The organism is Actinoallomurus sp. NPDC050550 (assembly GCF_040655075.1).
GTDB lineage: Bacteria > Actinomycetota > Actinomycetes > Streptosporangiales > Streptosporangiaceae > Actinoallomurus.
Genome location: NZ_JBFAJC010000052.1, coordinates 1 through 22394 on the forward strand (window position 1 = coordinate 1; position 22394 = coordinate 22394).

Here is a 22394-nt window from a genome sequence, read left to right on the forward strand (position 1 = left end):
CACACCGCCCACACCCGTCAACGTCACCAACCGCGACGCCGACAACAACCGCTTGACCTCGGCCACCTCATGCCGACGCCCCACGAAACTCGTCACCTCGGCCGGCAGTCCGTGTATCTGTCCGGGCCGTACGGTGTTGGATACCCCCGCCATGACCTCGCCTCAGGCCCCACCCGGAGCGATCCGCTCCGGCTTACGGTCCAGGTCACAGCGTATGCGCGGCGGTCGGCCCGCGGCGACCCGTCATCCCTCCGCGACGGTGACCGAAGCGGCCTCTGGGGTCGGTGAGGTCGCTGTGACAGCTGTGATCTCTTTTTTGGTCATTTACGGCCATACGTGGTGAGAAAACCGAAACACACCTGAAACATCGGGCCGAAGGGTTTCACACTGCCGAAACACTCATGCCCCGCTGGTGAAACCGCGCTGCTCGAAGCTCCTGAGCAGTATCTCCACCTCACCGAAGGGACGGCCCGCATGCCGCCGGACGTTCTCAAACTCATGAATTCGGGCGACACCGCCTGGCTGCTCGCGAGTGCAGCACTCGTCCTGCTGATGACCCCCGGCCTCGCATTCTTCTACGGCGGCATGGTCCGGCAGAAGAGCGTCCTCAACATGCTGATGATGAACTTCGCCACCATCGGCATCGTGAGTGTCCTGTGGGTCTTCTACGGCTACTCGCTCGCGTTCGCCAAGGACGTGGGGAACTACGGGTTCATCGGTGGTCTGGGCAAGATCGGCCTCAAGGACACCCTGATCTCCGCCTCCGGCACGTCGCCCGAGCTGGCGTTCGTGGCGTTCCAGCTGATGTTCGCCATCATCACCCCGGCGCTCATCAGCGGCGCCATCGCCGACCGGATCAAGTTCGGCGCCTGGTGCGTGTTCGTCGCGATCTGGGCGACGGTCGTGTACTTCCCGGTGGCCCACTGGGTGTTCTTCTTCGGTGACACGTCGACGACCAAGGACGGCGGCTTCCTCGCCGACCACATCGGCACCCTCGACTTCGCGGGCGGTACCGCGGTCCACATCAACGCCGGTATGGCCGGCCTCGCCCTGGCACTGGTCGTCGGCAAGCGCGTCGGCTGGCCCAAGGAGCCGATGCGGCCGCACAACGTCCCCTTCGTGCTGCTCGGCGCCGGGCTGCTGTGGTTCGGGTGGTTCGGGTTCAACGCGGGCTCCGCGCTGGCGGCCAACGCCCAGGCGTCCGTGGCGTTCGTCAACACCCAGGTCGCGACCGCCGCGGCGGCGCTCGGCTGGATCATCACGGAGAAGATCCGCTACGGCAAGCCCACCGCGCTCGGCATGGCCTCCGGCGCCGTCGCCGGTCTCGTCGCCATCACCCCGGCGTGTGCCGCGGTGAACCCGGTCGGCGCGATCATCGTCGGCGTCATCGCCGGCGCGCTGTGCTCGGTGGCCGTCGGCCTGAAGAACAAGTTCGGCTTCGACGACTCGCTCGACGTCGTCGGCGTGCACGCGGTCGGCGGTGCGGCGGGCGCCCTGCTCATCGGCTTCCTCGCCACCCCCACGGTGACCGGCATCCTCACCCCGGCCAAGGGCGACGGACCCGCGGGCCTGCTGTACGGCGGCGGCTTCAGCCAGCTCGGCAAGCAGGCGATCGGCGTGGTCATGGTCGCCGTGTACTCCTTCGTCGTCACCTGGATCATCGCCAAGATCCTCGACAAGATCATGGGCCTGCGCGTCAGCGAGGAGGACGAGATCTCCGGTATCGACCTCGCCGCCCACGCCGAGACCGCGTACGAGATCAGCCCCTCCCACGGCGGGACGCCCGGATCGGGCATCCTGGCGACGCTCACCGTCGGCAAGCCGACCGCCGGCGATGAGGCGGCATCCAACGGCGGCACGGCGTCCGTGGAGCCGGGCGACAAGAAGGTGGAGGCGGAGGCATGAAGCTCGTCACCGCGGTGATCAAGCCCTTCAAGCTGGACGACGTCAAGGCGGCGCTGGAGACGTTCGGCGTGCACGGCATGACGGTCAGCGAGGCCAGCGGGTACGGCCGCCAGCGCGGCCACACCGAGGTCTACCGGGGCGCGGAGTACAAGGTCGACCTCGTTCCCAAGCTCCGCGTCGAGGTCCTCGTCGACGATGAGGACGCCGACGACATCGTCGACGTCATCGTCAAGGCGGCCCAGACCGGCAAGATCGGCGACGGCAAGGTCTGGTCGGTCCCGGTCGACACCGTCGTCCGGGTCCGTACCGGGGAGACCGGGCCGGAGGCGCTGTAAGCGTGGCGGACGTGATCGGGGGAGCACACGGCCCGGCGGGCGAGGTCGCCCCGCCGGGCCGTGAGGTCTCCAGGGCCTCCGCGACGGCCGAGGCCCGTGCCGCGCTCGGGGCGGCACGGGCCGCGCGCACCGGAGAGCTGGACCGCGAACTCGCCCGGCTGCTCGGTGCCGAGGCCGACGTGGCGCTGGTCGCCGTGGGCAGCCACGGGCGCGAGGAGCTCACCCCGGGCGGCGACCTCGACCTGGTCCTCCTGCACCGGGGCCGGCCGGACATCTCCGCCCTCGCCGACCGCGTCTGGTACCCGATCTGGGACTCGGGGCAGCGCCTCGACCACTCGGTGCGCACCCCCGAGGAGGGACGCGCCGTCGCCCGCGAGGACATGAAGGCCGCCCTCGGCCTGATCTCGGCCCGGCACGTCGCCGGTGATCCGGCGCTGACGCGGGAGCTCCGCGAGACCGTCCTGACCGACTGGCGGGCCGACGCCCGCCGGCGCCTGCCGGAGCTGCGGGAGATGTCCCGGTCCCGCTGGAGCCGCTACGGCGAACTGGCGTTCCTGCTCGAACCCGACCTGAAGGAGTCGCGCGGCGGGCTGCGCGACGTCCACGCGATGCAGGCGATCGCGGCGGCCTGGGTGGCGCCCGCTCCGACGGCCCGGGTGCGGGAGGCGTACGACCTGCTCCTCGACGTCCGGCACGCGCTGCACGAGCACACCGGGCGCGCGGGCGACCGCCTCGTGCTCCAGGAACAGGACGCCGTGGCCGGCGCGGTCGGCCTCCTGGACGCGCACGCCCTGCTGCGCGCGGTCGCCGAGGCCGCCCGTACCGTCACGTACGCCGCCGACCACGCATGGCGCACGGTGAGCCGCTTCTGCTCCCCGCCGGGACGCCCCGTCCGTCGGCCGCTCGCCGACGGGGTCGTCGAGCAGGACGGGGAGGTCGTGCTCGCGCTCGGCGCCGACCCCGGCAAGGACCCGGTGCTCGTGCTCCGCGCCGCCGCGGCGGCCGCGCAGGCGGGCCTGCCCCTTTCCATCGCGACCGTCGAGAAGCTGGCGAAGGAGGCCGCGCCGCTTCCCGTCCCCTGGCCGCCGCAGGCCCGCGATGCGCTGGTCACCCTGCTCGGCGCCGGCCCCGCCGCCATCGGCGTGTGGGAGGCGCTCGACCAGGCCGGCCTGATCGTCCACCTCCTGCCCGACTGGGAACGCGTCCGCAACCGCCCCCAGCGCAACCCCGTCCACACCTTCACCGTCGACCGGCACCTCGTGGAGACCGCCGCCCGTGCCGCCGCGCACACCCGCGACGTCGCCCGGCCGGACCTCCTGCTCGTCGGCGCCCTCCTGCACGACATCGGCAAGGGCTGGCCCGGCGACCACTCCCGTACGGGCGCGGTCATGGCCCGCGACCTCGGGCAGCGCCTCGGCTTCGACGCCGCCGACGTGCGCGCGCTGGAGGCGATCGTCCGGCACCACCTCCTGCTGCCGGAGACCGCGACCCGGCGCGACCTCGACGACCCCGTCACGATCGAGACGGTCGCCGAGGCCGTCGGCGACCCCGTCGTGCTGGAGACCCTGGCCGCCCTCGCCATCGCCGACGGGCAGGCGACCGGACCGGCCGCGTGGGGCGCGTGGAAGGCCCGCCTCGTCGCCGAACTGGCCCGCCGGGTCGCCGCGGTGCTCGCCGGCGCGCCGCCGCCCGTGGCACCCGACCCCACCCCCGAACAGCTGGCCCTCGCCCGCCACGGCGGCGGCGCCGTCCGCGTCACCGGCTCGCGGATCACGATGGTGGCCCCCGACCGTTCCGGCCTGCTCTGGCAGGCGGCGGGCGTGCTCGCGCTGCACCGCCTCGCCGTCCGCGGCGCCCGTACGGTGTCCTGGGCGGCGGTCGCGCACGGGCCGAACGGCGACGGGCGTCCGCACCAGGCGGACACGGCCGTACTGGAGTTCATCGCCGTCCCCGAGTACGGCTCGGGGCCTGATCCGGCGGCCCTGGAGGCCGACCTGCGCCGCGTCCTCGCCGGGCGCCTCGACGTCGCGGCCCGGCTGGAACGCCGCGCCCGGTCGTACAAGCCCCGCAAGGGGGTCCCGGTGCCGCCGCCGCGCGTCACCCTCCTCGACGACGCCTCGAGCACCGCGACGGTCATGGAGGTGCGCGCCCACGACCGGCCGGGCCTGCTGTGGCGGATCGGGCACGCCCTCGGCTCCTGCGGCGTCCAGGTGCGCGGGGCCCGGGTGGAGACGCTCGGCGCGGAGGCCGTCGACGTCTTCTACATCGTCGACGAGGACGGGCATCCGCTCGCCGACCTCGCCCTGCGCGAGACCATCCGCCGCAGCGTTCTCGACGTCGTGCGCTGACCTGCGAACTCCTGACCGCAGGGTGAAGACCGCCGGAAATGATCGTGTAGCGCATTGACGGTGCCCGTGATGACCATGAGGCTGCTGGACGTTGGAGATCCTCAGGAGGTCTTGTGTCCAACGTCCATGTCACCAAGGGCAGATCGGCCGTCACCCGCGCGGTCGTGCCCGCTCTCGTCCTCGCCCTGTCCGGCGCCGCGGCGACACCCGCCCTTGCCACCGGCGTCCCCACCGTCCAGCGCGGCCACGACCGGACGGTGACCTTCCGTACCGGCCACGCCGGAGAGGCGTTCGTCACCGTCACCGCCGCGGCCCCGGGAGTGTCCTGGGCCGTCAAGGGACACGAGTCGGCCGTCCTGTCGCTGTTCGTCGACGGCCGGTACGCCACCGACGACGTCGTTCCCGCCGCCTTCCCGATCAAGCGGGAGTTCGCCCTCGGACAGCTGCCCGCGGGCCGTCACACGCTGCGGCTCAGCGTGGCCGCCGACCGCTCACCGGGCAAGACCGTACGGGTGTCCGGCCTGGCGTTCCGTACGGTCGCGGTCGGCTCGGCGTCGTACACCGAGATGGCGCACGCACCCGTCCTGTACGGCCGCAACGGCACCGGCGGCACCTCCACCGGGCCGTTCCAGAACAACGCCACCGACACCCCGCTGGTCGCCTGGCACGAGGACGTCCCGGCCAAGACGCCGGGGCACCGGCTGCTCACGTACTCGTACGTCTGGAGCAACGAGGACGGCGGCACGTCCACGCCGCAGCTCATGGCGCGCTGGGGCCGGACGTCCGACATCGAGTGGATCTACCAGGTCGAGGTCGACGCGCAGGGCAAGCGGGTCCCCGGCACCGCCGTCTTCCAGGCGCCGAACCACGTCACGCAGCCGTTCGCGGGCACGTACGAGGGCGACCACCCGCTCCTGCAGACCTGCACGCTGAACAACAACATCTGCGACAAGGTCGACGACCCGATGCGGTTCTCGCTGTCCACCGCGCAGAGCCTGGACGCGGCCACCGAGGCCCGCGAGCAGGTCATGGACCGCAACCCGTGGACGTACTGGGTGGTGGCGGCGGAGGCGCGCCGGGAGGGACGCGTCGCGGCGGACCCGCCGACGACCTCCCAGACCCTCATCGCCGACCCGCGTGACTACCTCTACCTGGTCGTGCGCAAGCAGACCGTCGACCCGCCCAACGGCACCGACTGGGTGGGCCTGTCGATCGGCGTCAAGCTCAAGGGCGACCCGACGCTGTACCGCTCGGACCACCTGTTCCCGGACCGGTCCATCAACCGGGACCTGCCCGCGGCCACGACCGTCCAGCTCCCGCCGGGGACGAAGCCGTCCGACATCGCCGAGGTCACCGGCATCCGCGTGCCCGCCACGAGCAAGGACACCGGCGCGACGATCAAGGTGCAGGCGATCAACCGGGCGTTCTTCCTCGGCCGCAACGACGAGCCCGGCACGTCGTTCATCGCCGGCCCCACGCCCGCGACCCTGACCCCGCAGAACCCCACCGCCGTCCTCTACACGGCTCGCGCTTCCGCCGGCTGAGTCACCCGCACGGGCGTTCTCCGGACGACCTCCGGAGAACGCCCGGCGGCCGTCAGAACGGGTCGGTGAGCTCGCCGAGCTTCGAGGTGAGCCGGAGGTTCTCCGAATAGTCGACCGGAACGGTGATCACCGACACGGTGTCCTGCTCGAGGGCCTCGCGCAGCGTCGGCAGGAGCGCGTCCGCCGACTCGACCCGGTACCCCTTGGCGCCGAAGCTCTCGGCGTACTTCACGAAGTCCGGGTTGCCGAACTGGACGTTCGAGTCGCGGCCCATCTCCAGGTCCATCTTCCACTCGATGAGGCCGTACGCGTTGTCCTCCCAGATCAGCACGGTGATCGGGACGTTCTCCCGGACGGCCGTCTCCAGTTCCTGGGAGTTCATCAGGAAGGCGCCGTCACCGGTGGCGGCCAGCACCTTCCGCTTGGGGTACGCGAGCTTGGCGGCGATCGCGCCCGGCACCGAGAAACCCATCGACGACAGGCCGTTCGACACCAGCAGCGTGTTCGGCTCGTACGTCGGGTACATCCGCGCCATCCACATCTTCACCGCGCCGGTGTCGGCCAGGACGATGTCGTGCCGGCCCATCGCCTCCCGGATGTCGGTGACGATGCGGCGCGGGGACATGGGGAACCGGTCCTCCACCCGGCCGCGGTCCAGCTCCTCGTGCAGCATCCGCCGGATCTTCTCGCCGGTGCCGCGGGTGTCGAAGCGGCGGTGTACGGCGTCGGTGAGCACGCGGACGCTCGACCGGATGTCGCCCTGGATGCCCACCTCGACGGGGTAGTGGTCGTCCACCTCGGCCGGGAACCGGTGAATGTGGATGATCTTCTTGTCGCCGTGCGGGTTGATTTTGACCGGGTCGAACTCCTGGAGCTCGTACCCGACGCAGATCAGGACGTCCGCCTCGTCGAAGCCGAAGTTGACGTAGTCGTGGCGCATGAAGCCGACCGCGCCGAGCGCGTGGTCGTGATCGTCGGGGAAGACGCCCTTGCCGTTGAACGTCGTCGCCACGGGGAGCCCGAGCCGTTCGGAGAGGCGGATCAGCTCGTGGCTCGCGTGGTCGCGCGTGGCGCCGTGGCCGGCCAGCACGATCGGCTGGCGGGCCAGCGCGATGATGTCGGCGGCGCGCGCGATCTGGGAGGGGGAGGGCTCGTTCGGGCGGACGACGTTGATCGGGAGTGGTTTCAGGGACGCGTCGACCTTCGCCGACTCGACGTCCTCGGGGATCGCCAGGTAGACCGCGCCGGGCCGTTCGGTCTGCGCCGTCTTGAACGCCTTGCGGACCATCTCCGGCAGCGCCTCCGGCGTCGGCGCCATGTCGGACCACTTCGTGATCGGCCGGAACAGCGACACGAGGTCGATGATCTGGTGCGACTCCTTGTAGATGCGGTCCAGGCCCACCTGTGCCGAGATGGCGACGACCGGCGTGCTGTTGGTCGTCGCGTCGGCGACCCCGAGCTGCAGGTTGATCGCGCCCGGTCCGAGCGTCGCCGAGGCGACGCCGGCCCGGCCGGTCAGCCGTCCGTAGATCTCGGCCATGAACGCCGCGCCCTGCTCGTGGCGCACGAGGACGTAGCGGATGGAGGATTCGTTGAGAGCGTCGACGAAGTGGATGTTCTCCTCGCCCGGGATGCCGAAGACGTACTCGACGCCTTCCGCCTCCAGGCAGCGGACCAGGAGCCGTGCGGCCTCCACCTGCGGGTCCATGCGGACTTCCTCCCCCTTAAACGGGCTTGTTCACCTGATTTGGGGAAGTGTCGAGAGCGCAGCGGCATTCCGCGATGTGGCCGATCACACGTTCGGCGGGTGCGCGTCCGTCTATGACACCGGGCCGGCGTCTCTGGTGATACCGCGAACGCCGTGTCACAGTGATCTGTGGTGGTCGGCATGCGACGGCCGCTGAGCGGATAGTGTTGATGGTCGATCCCCGAAGCACCCTAGGACTGGTCCAGACACGTGTTCGAGACGCTTTCCGACCGCCTGACTACGGTCTTCTCCTCGCTGCGCAGCAAGGGCAAGCTGTCCGAAGCCGACATCAACGCGACCGCGCGCGAGATCCGCGTCGCCCTGCTCGAGGCCGACGTGGCGCTGCCCGTCGTCAAGGACTTCATCGCGCAGATCAAAGAGCGGGCTGCCGGCGCGGAGGTCTCCCGGGCGCTGAACCCCGCCCAGCAGGTCGTCCAGATCGTCAACGAGGAGCTCGTCAACATCCTCGGCGGCGAGACGCGCCATGTGCGGTTCGCCAAGACCCCGCCGACCGTGATCATGCTCGCGGGTCTGCAGGGCTCCGGTAAGACCACCCTCGCGGGCAAGCTGGCGCGCTGGCTCAAGAGCGAGGGGCACGCGCCGCTGCTCGTCGCCGCCGACCTCCAGCGGCCCAACGCCGTGCAGCAGCTGCAGGTCCTCGGCGAGCGGGCCGGCACCGCGGTGTACGCCCCCGAGCCCGGCAACGGCGTGGGCGACCCCATCGAGGTCTCCCGGCAGTCGATCGAGCACGCCAAGCGCGCCCAGCACGACGTCGTCATCATCGACACCGCCGGCCGTCTCGGCATCGACGAGGAGATGATGCGCCAGGCGGCGGACATCCGCGACGCGGTCCGCCCCGACGAGATCCTCTTCGTCGTCGACGCGATGATCGGTCAGGACGCCGTCACCACCGCCCAGGCGTTCATGGACGGTGTCGGCTTCGACGGTGTGGTGCTGACCAAGCTCGACGGCGACGCCCGCGGCGGCGCGGCCCTGTCCGTCCGCCACATCACCGGCCGGCCGATCATGTTCGCGTCCACCGGTGAGAAGCTCGAGGACTTCGGCGTCTTCCACCCGGACCGGATGGCGGGCCGGATCCTCGACATGGGTGACATCCTCACCCTGATCGAGGAGACCCAGAAGAAGTTCGACGCCGAGCAGACCGAGAAGTTCGCGTCGAAGTTCGCCTCGGGTGAGGACTTCAGCCTCGAGGACTTCCTCGAGCAGATGCAGATGATCCGCAAGCTCGGCCCGATCAAGAACCTTCTGGGCATGATGCCGGGCATGGGGCAGATGCGGCAGCAGATCGACCAGATCGACGACCGCGACCTCGACCGGATCGGCGGCATCATCAACTCGATGACGCCCGACGAGCGGCAGAACCCCAAGATCATCAATGGTTCGCGGCGAGCCCGCATCGCGCGCGGCTCCGGCGTCACCGTCACCGAGGTCAACAACCTCGTCACCCGGTTCTTCGACGCGCAGAAGATGATGCGTCAGGTAGCCGGTGGCATGGGCATCCCCGGCATGCCGGGCACCCGGCGCAAGCAGGTCAAGGCAGCCGCCAAGAAGGGCAAGGGCAAGGGCAAGCAGCGCAGCGGCGACCCCCGCAAGCGCGCCGCCCAGCAGACGGCCGGCAAGACACAGCGCACGGACGGCGCGCCGCAGGGCCTCCCGCCGGGCCTCGGCGGAGGGATGCCGGGCCAGCTTCCGCCCGGCTTCCAGATGCCGGACCTGAACAAGCTGCAGGGCAAGAAGAAGTAGCAGGAAAACGACGGCCGCCCCTTCCCCGGAGGAATCCAGGCGAAGGGGCGGCCGTCGTACGTATGACGCGGTGTTCGCCAGTGGTGGTCGCCGGAGGTGTGACGCGGTGTTCGTCAGCGGTGGTCGCCGGGCGTGTGACGCGATGTGCGATCCCCTCGTCAGGGGCGGTCGCCGAACTCCGCCTGGTCGACCGTCCAGGCGCGGGCCTGGTCGCTCAGCGTGAAGCCGAGCCCCGGCCTGCCGGACAGGTGCATCCGGCCGTCGCGGATCTCCAGCCGCTCGTTGAACAGGGGCTCCAGCCACTCGAAGTGCTCCACCCACGGCTCGTGCGGGTACGCCGCCGCCAGATGAAGGTGGATCTCCATCGCGAAGTGCGGCGCGAGCTGCAGGTGCCGATGGTCCGCCAGCGCGGCGAGCTTCAGGAACTGGGTGATGCCGCCGATCCGCGGCGCGTCCGGCTGGATGACGTCGGCGGCGTCGAGCCGGATCAGCTCCCAGTGCTCGGCGACGCTGGTGAGCATCTCCCCGGTGGCGATCGGCGTGTCGAGCGACCTCGCGAGTGCCGCGTGCCCCTCCGCGTCGTAGGCGTCGAGCGGCTCCTCGATCCAGACCAGGTCGAACCTCTCCAGCGCCCGGCCGATCCGCTGGGCGGTCGGCCGGTCCCACTGCTGGTTCGCGTCGACCATCAGCGGCACATCGTCCCCGACGTGCTCGCGGACGGCCTCGAGGCGCCTCAGGTCCAGGGAACTGTCGGGCTGGCCGACCTTGATCTTGATGCCGCCGATGCCGCTCGCCAGCGAGGCGTCGGCGTTCTCCAGCACCTGCTCGATGGGCGTGTGCAGGAACCCGCCGGAGGTGTTGTAGCAGCGTACGGAGTCGCGGTGCGCGCCGAGCAGCTTCGCGAGGGGGAGGTTCGCTCGTTTGGCCTTCAGGTCCCACAGCGCCACGTCGATCGCGGCGATGGCCTGGGTGGACAGGCCGCTGCGGCCGACCGACGCGCCCGCCCAGACCAGCTTGGTCCAGATCTTGCCGATGTCGCTGGGGTCCTCGCCGATGAGGACCGGGGCGATCTCCTTCGCGTGCGCCAACTGGCCTGGTCCCCCCGCCCGCTTCGAATAGCCGAACCCGATGCCCTCGTGCCCGCCCTCGGTGCGGATCTCGGCGAACAGGAAGGCGACCTCCGTCATCGGCCGCTGCCTGCCGGTCAGGACCTTGGCGTCGCTGATCGGCGTCGCGAGCGGCAGGGTGACCGAGGACAGCCCGATCCACGAGATCCGATCGAGCGTCGCCTCGCCGGCCTGGAAGGCGGCGGGGATCGCGTCTGCCGATGAGGTGGGCACGTGAACTCCTTCGGGTGATGGCAGGGGCGAACGGGGCGGCCCCGCGTCATTCGGGCAAGGCCGCCCCGGGACGGAGCCGGTGTCGGTCAGTCGCGGCCGAGGTCGCCGTCGACGCGCCGCCAGATGCCCAGCGGGTTGCCGTCGCGCAGCTCGGAGGGCAGCAGGTCGGCCGGAGCGTCCTGGTAGGCGACCGGCCGCAGGAACCGCTCGATCGCCCTGGTGCCGACCGACGTGGTGGCCGGGGCGGACGTGGCGGGGAAGGGACCGCCGTGCACCACGGCGTTCCCGACCTCGACGCCGGTGGGCCAGCCGTTGAACACGACGCGCCCGGCGATCAGCTCCAGCTTCGGCAGCAGCCCGGCGGCCTGCCCGTGGTCGTCCGGCGTGGCGTGGACGGTGGCCGTGAGCTGGCCTTCCAGTGACTCGGCGATCTCCAGGAGCTGGGCCTGATCCCGGACCCGTACGACGATCGACGCCGCGCCGAAGACCTCCTCCTGCAGCGCCGGATTCGCCAGGAAGGCGTCCCCGTCGGTGACGAACAGTGCGGCCCGTCCGCCGCAGGCGATCGTCTGATCCTCGCCGCCGCGCGCCACCTCGGCGACCTCGTCGAGCGTCTCGAGCCGCCGGACGCCCGCGTCGTACGCCTGCTGGATCCCGGGGTTCAGCATGGGCGCCACCGCGGTCTCCTGGAGCGCCGCGCCCGCCGACTCGACGAAGGCGTCCAGCCCGTCGCCCTCGACCGCGAGGACCAGGCCGGGGCTGGTGCACAGCTGGCCGACGCCGGTGGTCAGCGAGGCGACGTACGCCGGGCCGAGGTCCTTGGCCTTCTCGCGGAGCGCGCCGGGCAGCAGGAACACCGGGTTGACGCTGGACATCTCGGCGTACACCGGGATCGGTACGGGACGGGCGGCGGCGGCCGCGACGAGCGCGAGACCGCCCTGCCGGGACCCGGTGAACCCGACGGCCCTGATCCGGGGGTCGGTCACGAGGGCCACCCCCGGCTCGCGGCCGCCGTGCAGCAGCGAGAAGGTGCCCTCGGGCAGCCCGTGCTCGGCGACCGCGGCCCGGATCGCCCGGCCGACCAGCTCCGAGGTGCCGGGGTGGGAGGGGTGCGCCTTGACGACCACGGGGGCGCCGGCGGCGAGCGCGGACGCGGTGTCCCCGCCCGCGACCGAGAAGGCCAGCGGGAAGTTGCTCGCCGCGAACACCGCGACCGGCCCCAGCGGGATCTTCCGCTGCCGCAGGTCGGGCCGGGGGAGCGGCGTACGGTCGGGGATCGCCGGGTCGATGCGGGCGCCGAGCCAGCTGCCCTCCCGTACGACGCGGGCGAACAGCCGAAGCTGGTTGGTGGTGCGGGCCAGCTCTCCCTTGACCCGGGCCTCCGGGATGCCCGTCTCGGCCGTCACCCGGTCGGTCAGCGTCGTGCCCAACCCGTCGATGCGGTCGGCGACGGTCTCGAGGAACGCCGCCCGGGTCTCCTGGTCGGTGTGGCGGTAGGTGCCGAACGCCTCCCATGCCAATGCGGCGGCGCGCTCGACGTCGGCCGCCGTACCGAAGCGGTACGCGGGCTCCAGGCGCTCGCCGCTGTGGGGGTCGACGCCGTGGAACTCCTCACCGGTCCCGGGGACGTCCCGCGCGCCGATCAACTGGTGTCCGGAAAGCGTCACATCCTGCACGGTCATCGTCAGCTCACCTTCTTCACGAGGGTCGCGAGCCCTGTGGGCTCGCCGTCGTCGTCGTCGACGTCGGTCGGCGGGGGCGGACCGGGCCACCGGGCCGGCCGACGACCTTCATGCCCGCCTTGACGATGCTCACCGCGTAACCGGACGACGATTACGGAGCGCACAGTACGGCAGGACGTATTCCGTCTCCGGTATAGGGACGAAGCTAAGATGCGCGACTGATCCACGTCCAACTCAAAAATCGCATCCATTGATATAACCTGGGTATCGATGTTCACGCTGTCCCAGCTGGCGGGGTTCATCGCCGTCGCCGAGGAGCTCCACTTCGGCCGGGCCGCCGCCCGGCTCCGGATGACCCAGCCTCCGTTGAGCCGGCAGATCCAGCTGCTGGAGAACGACCTCGGCGTCCGGCTGTTCGACCGCACCAACCGTTCGGTGGAGCTCACGCACGCCGGCCGGGCCTTCCTCGTCGAGGCCCGCCGGCTCATCCGGCAGGCCGAGCACGCGGCGCTGGCGGCCCGTCAGGTGTCGGCCGGTGAGGCGGGCAGCATCACCGTCGGCTTCACCGCCGCGAGCGCGTACACCGCCCTCGGCGTCCTGCTCAAGGCCGCGCAGGAGGTCCTGCCGCGCGTCGAGGTCGTGCTGCGCGAGATGGTGACCATGGACCAGCTGGAGGCGATCTCCGAAGGAACGCTCGACCTCGGTCTGGTCCGGCCCCCGGTCACCCGGCCGGACCTCGACTCGCGGCCGGTGGCGCGCGAGCCGCTGGTCGCCGCGCTGCCCGCGGGGCATCCGCTGGCCGAACCGGACCGCCCGTTGCGCGTCGCCGACTTCGACGGGCAGCGGTTCATCATGTACTCGCCGATCGAGGCGCGGTACTTCCACGAGTTGCTGATCAGCGTCTTCCGCGCGGCCGGGGTGGCCCCGGTGTTCGCGCAGTACCTCAGCCAGGTGCACAGCATCCTCGGGCTGGTCGGCGGTGGGTGGGGCGTCGCGCTCGTGCCGGCGGCGGCCACGCGGCTGCACCCGGACGACGTGGTCTTCCGCTCGCTGGACCCGCCCGGTGCCGCCCCCGTGGAGCTCTGCCTGGCGTGGCGGAGGAGCAACGACAACCCGGCACTGCGCCTTCTCCTCGCCCGCCTGCGCCGCGAAGACCTGCCGCTTCCCCCTGAACGCCGGTGATTCAGCGACGCGGAGGCCACCGAACCGGCGCGCGGACACGACGGAGAGCGATCGATTGCCACTTCACCGCCATCATCTGGCAGAATGGCATGCTGGAAAACCGGACCGGGCAGGGCCCTCTCTCACCTGTTCACCGGTGTCCATCCGAGCGGCGGCTCCGGTCCCCACCCGGTGCCCATCGCTCATCCATTTCGAATCTGGAGAACACCACACCCGTGGCAGTCAAGATCAAGCTTAAGCGTCTGGGGAAGATCCGGGCTCCGTACTACCGGATCGTCGTCGCCGACTCCCGCACCAAGCGTGACGGGCGCGCGATCGAGGAGATCGGCAAGTACCACCCGAAGGAGGAGCCCTCGCTCATCGAGGTCAACTCCGAGCGGGTGCAGTACTGGCTGGGTGTCGGCGCTCAGCCGACCGAGCCGGTTCTGGCGATCCTCAAGGTCACCGGCGACTGGCAGAAGTTCAAGGGCGAGCCGGGCGCCGAGGGCACGCTGAAGGTCGCCGAGGCGAGGCCGGACAAGCAGGAGGTCTTCCAGGCCGCCGTCAAGGAGACCCTGGACGAGGCCGAAGGCAAGGCGACCACGCCCAAGTCCAAGAAGAAGGCCGAGCCCAAGAAGGCCAAGAGCGAGGCGGAGGAGTCGGCCCCGGCCGAGGAGACCTCCGAAGCCAAGAGCGAGGCCTAAGGTGCTCGAGGAGGCGCTCGAGCACTTGGTGCGCGGAATAGTCGAGCACCCGGACGACGTCCGGGTGCGCGCCCGTCGGCTCCGCAACGGCAGGGTCCTCGAGGTGCGCGTGCACCCCGACGACCTCGGCAAGGTCATCGGCCGCAACGGTCGTACGGCCAAAGCCCTGCGCACCGTCATCGGTGCCCTCGCTGGCGGCCGGTACATCCGCGTCGACCTTCTCGACCTCAACGAGGCCAGATAGTGCTCACGGTCGTCACTCTTCGCCGGAGCGGCCCGACCACCGGCGGAGCGGCTTGATGCTGCTCGCCGTCGGCCGGATCGGACGGGCCCATGGCGTCCGCGGCGAGGTGAGCGTCGAGGCGAGCACCGATGACCCTGGCGTGCGATTCGCGCCAGGGTCATCGCTTGCCACCGACCCGGCCCGCCTCGGACCGCTGACCGTGGAGTCCGTACGACCGCACACCGGGCGCCTCCTCGTGCGATTCGCCGGCATCGACGACCGTACGGCGGCGGAGGCGCTGCGCGGCGTCGTCCTGCTGGTCGACTCCGCCGACATCCCGCCCAGCGACGACCCGGACGAGTTCCACGACCAGGAGCTCATCGGCCTGCTCGCCGTGACCACCGACGGCACCGAGGTCGGGGAGGTCATCGACGTCGAGCACCTCGGCCAGGACCTCCTGGTCATCCGGCGCCCCGGCGGCGACGCGCTCGTGCCGTTCGTCCGCGCCCTCGTCCCCGAGGTCGACGTGCCCGGCGGGCGGATCGTCCTCGACCCTCCTCCCGGCCTGCTCGAGTGAGCCACGCCGCCGCGGGCCCGCGACCGGCTCGCGACGGCGGCGCGCGGCGCGCACACTGAAGACAGGATCCACGGAGCGCCCATGAGACTCGACATCGTCACGATCTTTCCCGAGTACTTCGCCCCCCTCGACGTCTCCCTGCTGGGCAAGGCACGGCGGCGCGGCGACGTCGACGTGCACGTACACGATCTGCGGGATTGCGCGTACGACCGCCACCGCACCGTCGACGACACCCCGTACGGCGGCGGCCCCGGCATGGTGATGAAACCGGAGCCGTGGGGCGAGGCGCTGGACACCGTCGTGCCCCCGCCCTCCCGCGCCCGTCTCATCGTCCCGACACCGAGCGGCCGTCCCTTCACGCAGGAACTCGCCGCCGAGTACGCCGCCGAGCCCTGGCTGGTGTTCGCGTGCGGGCGGTACGAAGGGATCGACGCCCGCGTCATCGAGGACGCCCGGGAACGGATGCCGGTCGACGAGGTCAGCATCGGCGACTACGTTCTGGCCGGCGGCGAGGTCGCCGTCCTGGTGATCGTCGAGGCGGTCTCCCGGCTGCTGCCCGGCGTCCTCGGCAACGCCGAGTCCGTGAGCGACGACTCGTTCGCGCCGGGCCGCATGGAGGCCCTGCTCGAAGGCCCCGTCTACACCAAGCCGGCCACCTGGCGCGGGCGCGACGTGCCCGAGGTGCTGATGTCCGGCAACCATGCCGCGATCGCCCGGTGGCGGCGCGATCAGGCGCTGCGCCGCACCGCCGTACGGCGGCCCGAGCTGATCGCCCGCAACCGGCTGGACGAGGCCGACCGTCAAGCCCTCACCGAGGTCGGTTTTCCGGTTGACGCCGAACGTATGGCACACTGAGACGTCACCCCGGCTTTCACGCTGGGCGTGTCCAGACTTTCCAGAAGACCCCATCGCGCGCCGGCGTTCATGGTCGTGCGCGTTTTCACCACGAGGAACCGCAGTCATGCACACCCTGATCCAGGAGATCGAGAAGGCCGCGATGCGGTCCGACGTACCGGACTTCCGCCCGGGTGACACGCTCAAGGTTCACGTGCGCGTGACCGAGGGCAACCGGAGCCGCATCCAGGTCTTTCAGGGCGTGGTGATCCGGCGTCAGGGCGGCGGTGCCCGCGAGACGTTCACCGTCCGCAAGGTCAGCTACGGCGTCGGCGTGGAGCGGACCTTCCCGCTCAACAGCCCGTCCATCGACAAGATCGAGGTCGTCACCCGCGGTGACGTCCGGCGCGCCAAGCTCTACTACCTCCGCGAGCTGCGCGGCAAGGCCGCCCGCATCAAGGAGAAGCGCGACAACTGAGCGGCGTGATTTCCGCTTCCGACCCCGGCACGCTCATCGGCGTGCCGGGGTCTTTGCGTTGCCGGGGAAGGGGATTTCCCGGTACACCGCAGACGACACGCTGACGTTGGCCACCCCTACGGCCTCAGGGCATTAGGCTTCCCCTGATGACTGACGACGAGCAGGGCCTGCGCGAGCCCGCGGCCACCGCCGGCGACACGCGCCACGAGGCATCGCAGAATGGCGCGCGCTCCGCGGACCCGGATCCGGGAGACGAGCGATCGGAGATCGCGGAGACGCCGGAGGCCACCGAGGCCGCCGCGTCGGGATCGTCGGGAGCGTCCGGACCGGACGGCGACGACGCCGCCGACGGCAAGGGCTCGCGAAAGAAGAAGAAGCAGGGCTCCTTCTGGAAGGAGCTGCCGATCCTGATCGGCGTCGCCCTCGCCCTGGCCATGGTCATCAAGGCGTTCGCCGTCCAGGCGTTCTACATCCCGTCGCAGTCGATGGAGAACACCCTCAAGGTCGGCGACCGGGTCCTGGTGAACAAGATCGTCTACCACACCCGGGACATCAAGCGCGGTGACGTCGTCGTCTTCAACGGGCTCGACTCCTGGGACCCCGAGGTCCAGTACTCCGCGCCGAGCAACCCGGTCTCCAAGGTCCTGCGCGCCATCGGCAGTGCCTTCGGCGTCGTCCCCGGCGAGAAGGACTACATCAAACGGGTCATCGGCGTGCCCGGCGACCACGTGGCCTGTTGTGACGCCCAGGGCCGCGTGACCGTCAACGGTCACCCGCTCAACGAGACGGCGTACCTCTACACGGACCCGGAGACCCACGAGCAGAACAAGCCGTCCGACGCCAAGTTCAAGATCACCGTGCCTCCGGGCCGGCTCTGGGTGATGGGCGACCACCGTGAGGTCTCCTATGACTCCCGCGGCCACCTGGGCGACCCCGGCGGCGGCACGATCCCCGAGAGCCGGGTCGTCGGCCGCGCGTTCGTCGTCGTCTGGCCCGTCACCCGGGTCAAGACGCTGCCGATCCCCAAAACGTTCGGGCAACCGGGTCTGGCCCTCGCGAACGCCACGCTGCCCGCCGTCCCGCTGGCACTCGGTTTCGCCGGCGCCATTCCGGTCACCCTGCTGCGCAGACGTCTCCTCCGCACCGGGCCCGCGCCACGCCGACGCGGCCGCCGCCGGTTCCGCCGCACCCCGGAGTGATCGTTCACGCGAATAGGCCCGCCGCACGCGGGGTTCCGGCCCGGCCGCGCCCTCACGCGACGTACCCTGCCTGATGTGTACATCGATGTCCGAGCTCACCGTCCGCGAGGTCTCACCCCTCGACGTGACGTCGGAATGTACGCGTACGAACGGGTGCTGGAACGCGCCGGTCTCGGCCCGGTGGCCGGGGTCGACGAGGCGGGTCGCGGCGCGTGCGCCGGGCCGCTGGTCGTCGCGGCCGTCATCCTCGGACCGGAGCGTCGTCGCCGCATCGAGGGGCTGGCGGATTCGAAACTGCTCACCGCCGCCCGCCGGGAGCGGCTGTACGGGGAGATCACGACCACGGCCCTGGCCTGGCACGCTCTCGTCATCCCGTGCCAGGAGATCGACCGGATCGGCCTGCACCGCTGCAACATCGCCGGGATGCGGCGAGCGCTGGCGGCCCTCGGCGTGCTCCCCGGTTATGTACTCACGGACGGATTCCCGGTGCCGGGCATCAACGCGCCGACGCTGCCGGTGCCGAAGGGCGATCGGGTGGCGGCCTGCGTCGCCGCCGCGTCGATCGTGGCGAAGGTGACCCGGGACCGGATCATGACCGGGCTGCACGAGCGTTATCCGATGTACGGCTTCGGCGTTCACAAGGGGTACGTCACCCGCGCGCACGCCGCGGCGTTGGAGGAGCATGGACCTTGTCCTGAACATCGGCTCTCCTTCGTCAACGTGGCCCGGGTGGCCACGACGGAGGCCGGGCCGAAAAACGGCGCCTCAGAGGCTGGGGAGATCGATTGGGAGGCGTCACACTATGAGGACACCGCCGACCAGGCGGACGTCGCCTGAGCCGCGGCACGGGGAGGGAACGCGAGCATGAGCGCAGAAGACCTCGAGAAGTACGAGACCGAGATGGAGCTCCAGCTCTACCGCGAATACCGCGATGTCGTCGGCCTCTTCACGTACGTCGTCGAGACCGAGCGCCGGTTCTATCTCACCAACACCGTCGATCTGCAGGTGCGCAGTACCGACAATGGCGAGACCTACTTCGAGGTGGCCATGCAGGACGCGTGGGTGTGGGACATGTACCGCCCCGCGCGCTTCGTGAAGAACGTTCGGGTCGTGACGTTCAAGGACGTCAACGTTGAGGAACTCGCCAAGAGCGACCTGGAACTGCCCGACAACTGACACGTCCCCCGGACAAGTGCGATTCGGGCGGGCGGCACCGAAGTGCCGCCCGCCCTTCGCGTTGACCGCTCCCGAAGTTCGGAGCCGTGGCGTGCGGGTCGGAGTCGTCGGGCTCGGAGGGGGGCTGCGTTCCGGGTCGCGGTCGCCGGGCTCAGAGGGCCACCCTCTTGCGGGTCACGGTCGCCGACCAGGACCCGTGATGTGCGGGTCGTGGGCGCCGGTCAGGCGTCCGGCGGTCGGCGGCGGAGCTTCCATCCCTTCGCGCAGCGCTCGACGAAGCCGCCCGCCGACAGGGCGCCCAGACTGGCGAGCGCGGTGTCGAGATCGACGCCGGCGGTCACCGCGATCCGTGCCGTACCCGCTCCGCCGCGTGCGGGAATCGCCTCCAGGACGTCCCTCGTCACGGGGGCCAGCCGGTCACGGTCGAGGACCGGCCCGCGTTTCTCGGGCGCCAGGTCGTCGCCGACGAGCCCGACCAGGTCGAGGATCTCGGCGGTGTCGGTGACGCAGACGGCCTCACCCCATTCCCGCAGCATGACATGACAGCCGACGGAGGCCACCGAGGTCACCGGCCCGGGGACGACCATCACGGCGCGGCGAAGGTCACGGGCATGACGGGCGGTGCTGATCGCGCCGCTCCGGCGCGCCGCCTCCACGACCACGGTGCCGCGGGTCAGCGCCGCGATCGTCCGGTTGCGCACCAGAAAGCGGCTCCGGTTGGGCGGAGTGCCGGGCGGGAACTCGCTGACCAGCAGGCCGGAGCGCGCGATCTCGGTGAAGAGCCCGTCGTGCGAGCCGGGATAGGTCACGTCGAACCCGCAGGCGAACACCGCGACCGTCAGGCCGTCGGCGGCGAGCACTCCTCGATGCGCCGCCGCGTCGATGCCGAAGGCGCCCCCGGAGACGACCGTCCATTTGCGGTCGGCCAGCTCGGCGCCCATCTCGGCGGCGACGTTGACGCCGTAGGACGTGGCCGACCGGGATCCCACGATCGCCACGGACCGCAGGCAGGAGAACCGCAGATCCTCATCGCCGCGCACCCACAGCGCGTACGGCCGCCGGCCTCCGAGATCGTCGAGCTGGGACGGCCATTCCGCGTCTCCCGGGCACACGAGTCGTCCGCCGAGCGCATCACACTCGGCGAGGAGGCGCTCCGGATCGGCATCGGGAAGCCGGGCCCGCCACGCGGCGAACCGCCGACCCGGGTCGCCCCTGCCCGAATCCGTCGGACCGGAGTCCGGCACGGCGTCCGAGCGGATGACGTCCAGCGCTCCGATCGCTCCCTCCGCCGCGATCATCCGGCCTAACAGCTCATCGCCGGGCTCTGCGATGCGTGTCAGGAGCGCGCGGGCACGGCGTTCCTCGGCCGAGATCATCATGTCTCCTCCCGGTCAGTGTCCCTGCCAGAGACCGAACGCCTCGTCGACCTCACTGGCGGTCGGAGCGTCCCTTCCGGCGAGATCGGCGAGGGTCCAGGCGACGCGGACGACGCGGTCGAGGCCGCGAGCGCTGAGCCGTCCGTCGGCCAGCGGCTGGTCGAGTGCCGCCAGCGCCCCGTGCGGTGGCGCGAAGCGGCGCCGCAGCTCCCGGCCGGGCACGTCCGCATTGGTGCGCCAGGGCAGGTCCGCCAGGCGTTCGCGGGCACGGTCGCGGGCGACCAGCACCCGCTCCGCGACCGTCGCGCTGGACTCGGCGACGTGCAGGTCGTACCGCAGGTCCGCACGGGACACCTCTTTCAGCTCCGACTTCAGATCGATCCGGTCGAGCAACGGCCCCGACAGCCGGGCGAGGTACCGCTGCCGGGTGGAGGGCGGGCAGGTGCAGTCGCGGTTCTTCGCCGCCGCGCACGGGCAGAAGTTGGCCGCCAGCAGCAGCGTGAACCGCGCCGGAAACCGGGCCGTGGCCCCCGATCGGGCGATGACCACCTCGCCCACCTCCAGAGGCTGGCGTAAGGCGTCCAGCACCCCGCCGGCGAACTCGGGGCTCTCATCGAGGAAGAGAACCCCTCGATGCGCCAGCGACACCGCTCCGGGCTGGATGAGCCGGTTGCTCCCGCCGCCGACCAGGGCGGCCCGGGACGCCGTGTGGTGCGGAGCGCAGAACGGCGGATCGGTGATCAGCGGTTGGCCGGTCGGGAGACCGCCCGCGACCGAGTGGATGGCGGTGACCTCCAGGGCGGCGTCATGGTCGAGCTCCGGCAGGAGGGTGGGCAGCCGCTCGGCCAGCAGGGTCTTCCCGCAGCCGGGCGGGCCGGTCAGCAGGAGATGGTGGCCGCCCGCGGCGCTGACCTCCAGCACCTTGCGCGCGTCGGCCTGGCCCCGCACGTCGGCCAGGTCGAGATCGCCGCGCCGGGCCCGGGAGCGGGCGGCCAGGCCGTTGGGCTGCGGGGGCGCCCCCTTCTCACCCGCCTCCTCCTCGTCATCCGGGGGCGGCAGGTCGCGGAGCCGGGCCACCAGGGCCCGCAGCGTCCGGATCCCGATGACCCGCACGCCGGGCACGAGCGACGCCTCGGCGAGGTTGACCCTCGGCACGACCACCGTGTCGGCGCCCGCGTCGGCCGCCGCGAGCACGGCGGGCAGCACCCCGGCCACGGGACGGACCCGGCCGTCGAGCCCCAGCTCGCCGATCAGCACCATGCCCGCACACGCCGCGGCCGGGAACGCGTCCTCCGCGCCCAACACGGCAACGGCGATGCTCAAATCGAAGCCGCTGCCCCGCTTCGGCATGCTCGCGGGAAAAAGGCTCACTGTGACATGCCGGTTGGGCCACTGCTCACCGCTGTTGAGGATCGCGGCGCGGACGCGGTCACGGGCCTCGCTGAGCGCGGCGTCGGGCAGGCCCACGAGGTGCAGGCCCGGAACGCCGCTGGTGATCGCCGCCTCGACGTCGACGAGAGCGCCGTCCACGCCCAAGAGCGCGACGGCACGGGCACGGGCCAGGGCCATCGTCAGCACACTCCCTTCAGATGGTCGACGGTGAAGCGGCCGGGCCCGTCGGCGAGCAGACCGATGACATCGATGCGTGCGGTGGCGTGAGCGACGCCGTGGGCGGCGAGCCAACGGGCCGCGAGGCGTCGTAATCGCGCCGCCTTGGCCGGCGTGATCGCCTCGACGGGGGTGCCGAAGACGGTGCTGGAACGGGTCTTCACCTCGCACACGACCAGCTCCCCGCCGTCGCGGGCCACGATGTCCAGCTCGCCCTCGCCGCATCGCCAGTTGCGATCGAGGATCTGCCAGCCGAGCCGGACCAGGTGATCGGCTGCCGCCTGCTCGCCCTGCCGTCCGAGTGAGTCCTTCGCGTTCATACGGCCTCCTGCCTCGCCCGACCAACCGACCCCGGCTGACCTCCCGGTCTCGCCCGACCAACCCGCCCCGGCC

Annotated in this window: 20 protein-coding genes; 14 read left to right on the forward strand and 6 right to left on the reverse strand. The window is 71.2% G+C overall.

All coding sequences use genetic code 11. From position 1 onward, the window contains the following. The first annotated feature begins 474 nt into the window (after nucleotides 1-474). The 4 genes from AB0I04_RS43325 to AB0I04_RS43340 all read left to right on the forward strand — a co-directional run bounded on the left by AB0I04_RS43325 (nucleotide 475) and on the right by AB0I04_RS43340 (nucleotide 6132). Nucleotides 475-1905 (forward strand): ammonium transporter, encoded by a 1431-nt coding sequence (locus AB0I04_RS43325; protein WP_360898524.1) that lies wholly within the window; start codon nucleotides 475-477, stop codon nucleotides 1903-1905. Next, nucleotides 1902-2240, forward strand: a complete 339-nt coding sequence (locus AB0I04_RS43330; RefSeq protein ID WP_360898526.1) for a P-II family nitrogen regulator — start codon at nucleotides 1902-1904, stop codon at nucleotides 2238-2240. Before AB0I04_RS43325 ends, AB0I04_RS43330 begins: the two co-directional genes overlap by 4 nt. Nucleotides 2241-2242: 2 nt before the next feature. Continuing rightward, nucleotides 2243-4588, forward strand: a complete 2346-nt coding sequence (locus tag AB0I04_RS43335) for a [protein-PII] uridylyltransferase (protein ID WP_360898528.1) — start codon at nucleotides 2243-2245, stop codon at nucleotides 4586-4588. 113 nt (nucleotides 4589-4701) lie between these two features. Then, the gene (locus AB0I04_RS43340) at nucleotides 4702-6132 is read left to right on the forward strand and encodes a hypothetical protein (RefSeq protein ID WP_360898530.1); all 1431 of its coding nucleotides are present in this window, start codon (nucleotides 4702-4704) and stop codon (nucleotides 6130-6132) included. A 52-nt stretch (nucleotides 6133-6184) separates the two neighbouring features. On the opposite strand, the gene AB0I04_RS43345 is transcribed toward AB0I04_RS43340, so the two are convergent. Further along, nucleotides 6185-7840 (reverse strand): acetolactate synthase large subunit, encoded by a 1656-nt coding sequence (locus AB0I04_RS43345; protein ID WP_360898532.1) that lies wholly within the window; start codon nucleotides 7838-7840, stop codon nucleotides 6185-6187. A 249-nt stretch (nucleotides 7841-8089) separates the two neighbouring features. On the opposite strand from AB0I04_RS43345, the gene ffh reads away from it, so the two are divergent. Then, entirely contained in the window at nucleotides 8090-9643 is a 1554-nt protein-coding gene (gene ffh / locus AB0I04_RS43350; protein WP_360898534.1) for a signal recognition particle protein, read from the forward strand. Nucleotides 9644-9801: 158 nt separating this feature from the next. Here ffh and AB0I04_RS43355 read toward each other — a convergent pair whose 3' ends face one another. Then, complete coding sequence (locus AB0I04_RS43355; protein WP_360898536.1) at nucleotides 9802-10983, reverse strand: mandelate racemase/muconate lactonizing enzyme family protein; 1182 nt, start codon at nucleotides 10981-10983, stop codon at nucleotides 9802-9804. 86 nt (nucleotides 10984-11069) lie between these two features. Next, entirely contained in the window at nucleotides 11070-12665 is a 1596-nt protein-coding gene (locus AB0I04_RS43360; protein WP_360898538.1) for an aldehyde dehydrogenase (NADP(+)), read from the reverse strand. Nucleotides 12666-12935: 270 nt separating this feature from the next. Between AB0I04_RS43360 and AB0I04_RS43365 the strand changes: the two genes are divergently transcribed. The 9 genes from AB0I04_RS43365 to AB0I04_RS43405 all read left to right on the forward strand — a co-directional run bounded on the left by AB0I04_RS43365 (nucleotide 12936) and on the right by AB0I04_RS43405 (nucleotide 19017). Then, nucleotides 12936-13847: a LysR substrate-binding domain-containing protein gene (locus AB0I04_RS43365; RefSeq protein WP_360898540.1), complete on the forward strand. Its 912-nt coding sequence runs from the start codon at nucleotides 12936-12938 to the stop codon at nucleotides 13845-13847. Between the two features lie 215 nt (nucleotides 13848-14062). Continuing rightward, a complete protein-coding gene (rpsP, locus tag AB0I04_RS43370) occupies nucleotides 14063-14530 on the forward strand; it encodes a 30S ribosomal protein S16 (protein ID WP_360898542.1) in 468 nt (155 codons plus the stop codon). Nucleotide 14531: 1 nt separating this feature from the next. Next, on the forward strand, nucleotides 14532-14774 hold the full coding sequence (locus tag AB0I04_RS43375) for an RNA-binding protein (RefSeq protein WP_252776333.1): 243 nt from the start codon (nucleotides 14532-14534) through the stop codon (nucleotides 14772-14774). Between the two features lie 55 nt (nucleotides 14775-14829). Next, nucleotides 14830-15330, forward strand: coding sequence for a ribosome maturation factor RimM (gene rimM / locus AB0I04_RS43380; RefSeq protein ID WP_360898545.1), 501 nt, complete (start codon nucleotides 14830-14832; stop codon nucleotides 15328-15330). 81 nt (nucleotides 15331-15411) lie between these two features. Next, nucleotides 15412-16185 carry a tRNA (guanosine(37)-N1)-methyltransferase TrmD gene (gene trmD, locus AB0I04_RS43385; protein ID WP_360898547.1) on the forward strand — a complete coding sequence of 258 codons (774 nt, stop codon included), beginning with the start codon at nucleotides 15412-15414 and terminating at the stop codon, nucleotides 16183-16185. Between the two features lie 106 nt (nucleotides 16186-16291). Further along, complete coding sequence (rplS, locus tag AB0I04_RS43390; RefSeq protein WP_252807910.1) at nucleotides 16292-16642, forward strand: 50S ribosomal protein L19; 351 nt, start codon at nucleotides 16292-16294, stop codon at nucleotides 16640-16642. Between the two features lie 146 nt (nucleotides 16643-16788). Then, a complete protein-coding gene (lepB, locus tag AB0I04_RS43395) occupies nucleotides 16789-17841 on the forward strand; it encodes a signal peptidase I (RefSeq protein ID WP_360898550.1) in 1053 nt (350 codons plus the stop codon). 75 nt (nucleotides 17842-17916) lie between these two features. Next, nucleotides 17917-18678, forward strand: a complete 762-nt coding sequence (locus AB0I04_RS43400) for a ribonuclease HII (RefSeq protein ID WP_360898552.1) — start codon at nucleotides 17917-17919, stop codon at nucleotides 18676-18678. Nucleotides 18679-18705: 27 nt separating this feature from the next. Further along, a complete protein-coding gene (locus AB0I04_RS43405; RefSeq protein ID WP_360898554.1) occupies nucleotides 18706-19017 on the forward strand; it encodes a DUF2469 domain-containing protein in 312 nt (103 codons plus the stop codon). A gap of 221 nt (nucleotides 19018-19238) precedes the next feature. Here AB0I04_RS43405 and dprA read toward each other — a convergent pair whose 3' ends face one another. From dprA to AB0I04_RS43420, 3 genes are read right to left on the reverse strand one after another with little or no spacing between them, the layout of a single operon-like run. Then, the gene (dprA, locus tag AB0I04_RS43410; RefSeq protein WP_360898556.1) at nucleotides 19239-20396 is read right to left on the reverse strand and encodes a DNA-processing protein DprA; all 1158 of its coding nucleotides are present in this window, start codon (nucleotides 20394-20396) and stop codon (nucleotides 19239-19241) included. Between the two features lie 12 nt (nucleotides 20397-20408). Beyond that, nucleotides 20409-21962 (reverse strand): YifB family Mg chelatase-like AAA ATPase, encoded by a 1554-nt coding sequence (locus tag AB0I04_RS43415; RefSeq protein ID WP_360898558.1) that lies wholly within the window; start codon nucleotides 21960-21962, stop codon nucleotides 20409-20411. Between the two features lie 2 nt (nucleotides 21963-21964). After that, nucleotides 21965-22321, reverse strand: coding sequence for a YraN family protein (locus AB0I04_RS43420; RefSeq protein WP_360898560.1), 357 nt, complete (start codon nucleotides 22319-22321; stop codon nucleotides 21965-21967). Nucleotides 22322-22394: the final 73 nt, after the last annotated feature.

Coding starts and splice junctions, on each gene's coding strand:
- AB0I04_RS43405 (WP_360898554.1), top strand. CDS start 18,706: ATGAGCGCAGAAGACCTCGAGAAGTACGAGACCGAGATGGAGCTCCAG.
- AB0I04_RS43415 (WP_360898558.1), bottom strand. CDS start 21,962: ATGGCCCTGGCCCGTGCCCGTGCCGTCGCGCTCTTGGGCGTGGACGGC.
- AB0I04_RS43330 (WP_360898526.1), top strand. CDS start 1,902: ATGAAGCTCGTCACCGCGGTGATCAAGCCCTTCAAGCTGGACGACGTC.
- AB0I04_RS43420 (WP_360898560.1), bottom strand. CDS start 22,321: ATGAACGCGAAGGACTCACTCGGACGGCAGGGCGAGCAGGCGGCAGCC.
- AB0I04_RS43360 (WP_360898538.1), bottom strand. CDS start 12,665: ATGACCGTGCAGGATGTGACGCTTTCCGGACACCAGTTGATCGGCGCG.
- lepB (WP_360898550.1), top strand. CDS start 16,789: ATGACTGACGACGAGCAGGGCCTGCGCGAGCCCGCGGCCACCGCCGGC.
- dprA (WP_360898556.1), bottom strand. CDS start 20,396: ATGATGATCTCGGCCGAGGAACGCCGTGCCCGCGCGCTCCTGACACGC.
- AB0I04_RS43365 (WP_360898540.1), top strand. CDS start 12,936: ATGTTCACGCTGTCCCAGCTGGCGGGGTTCATCGCCGTCGCCGAGGAG.
- rplS (WP_252807910.1), top strand. CDS start 16,292: ATGCACACCCTGATCCAGGAGATCGAGAAGGCCGCGATGCGGTCCGAC.
- rimM (WP_360898545.1), top strand. CDS start 14,830: ATGCTGCTCGCCGTCGGCCGGATCGGACGGGCCCATGGCGTCCGCGGC.
- trmD (WP_360898547.1), top strand. CDS start 15,412: ATGAGACTCGACATCGTCACGATCTTTCCCGAGTACTTCGCCCCCCTC.
- AB0I04_RS43325 (WP_360898524.1), top strand. CDS start 475: ATGCCGCCGGACGTTCTCAAACTCATGAATTCGGGCGACACCGCCTGG.
- AB0I04_RS43345 (WP_360898532.1), bottom strand. CDS start 7,840: ATGGACCCGCAGGTGGAGGCCGCACGGCTCCTGGTCCGCTGCCTGGAG.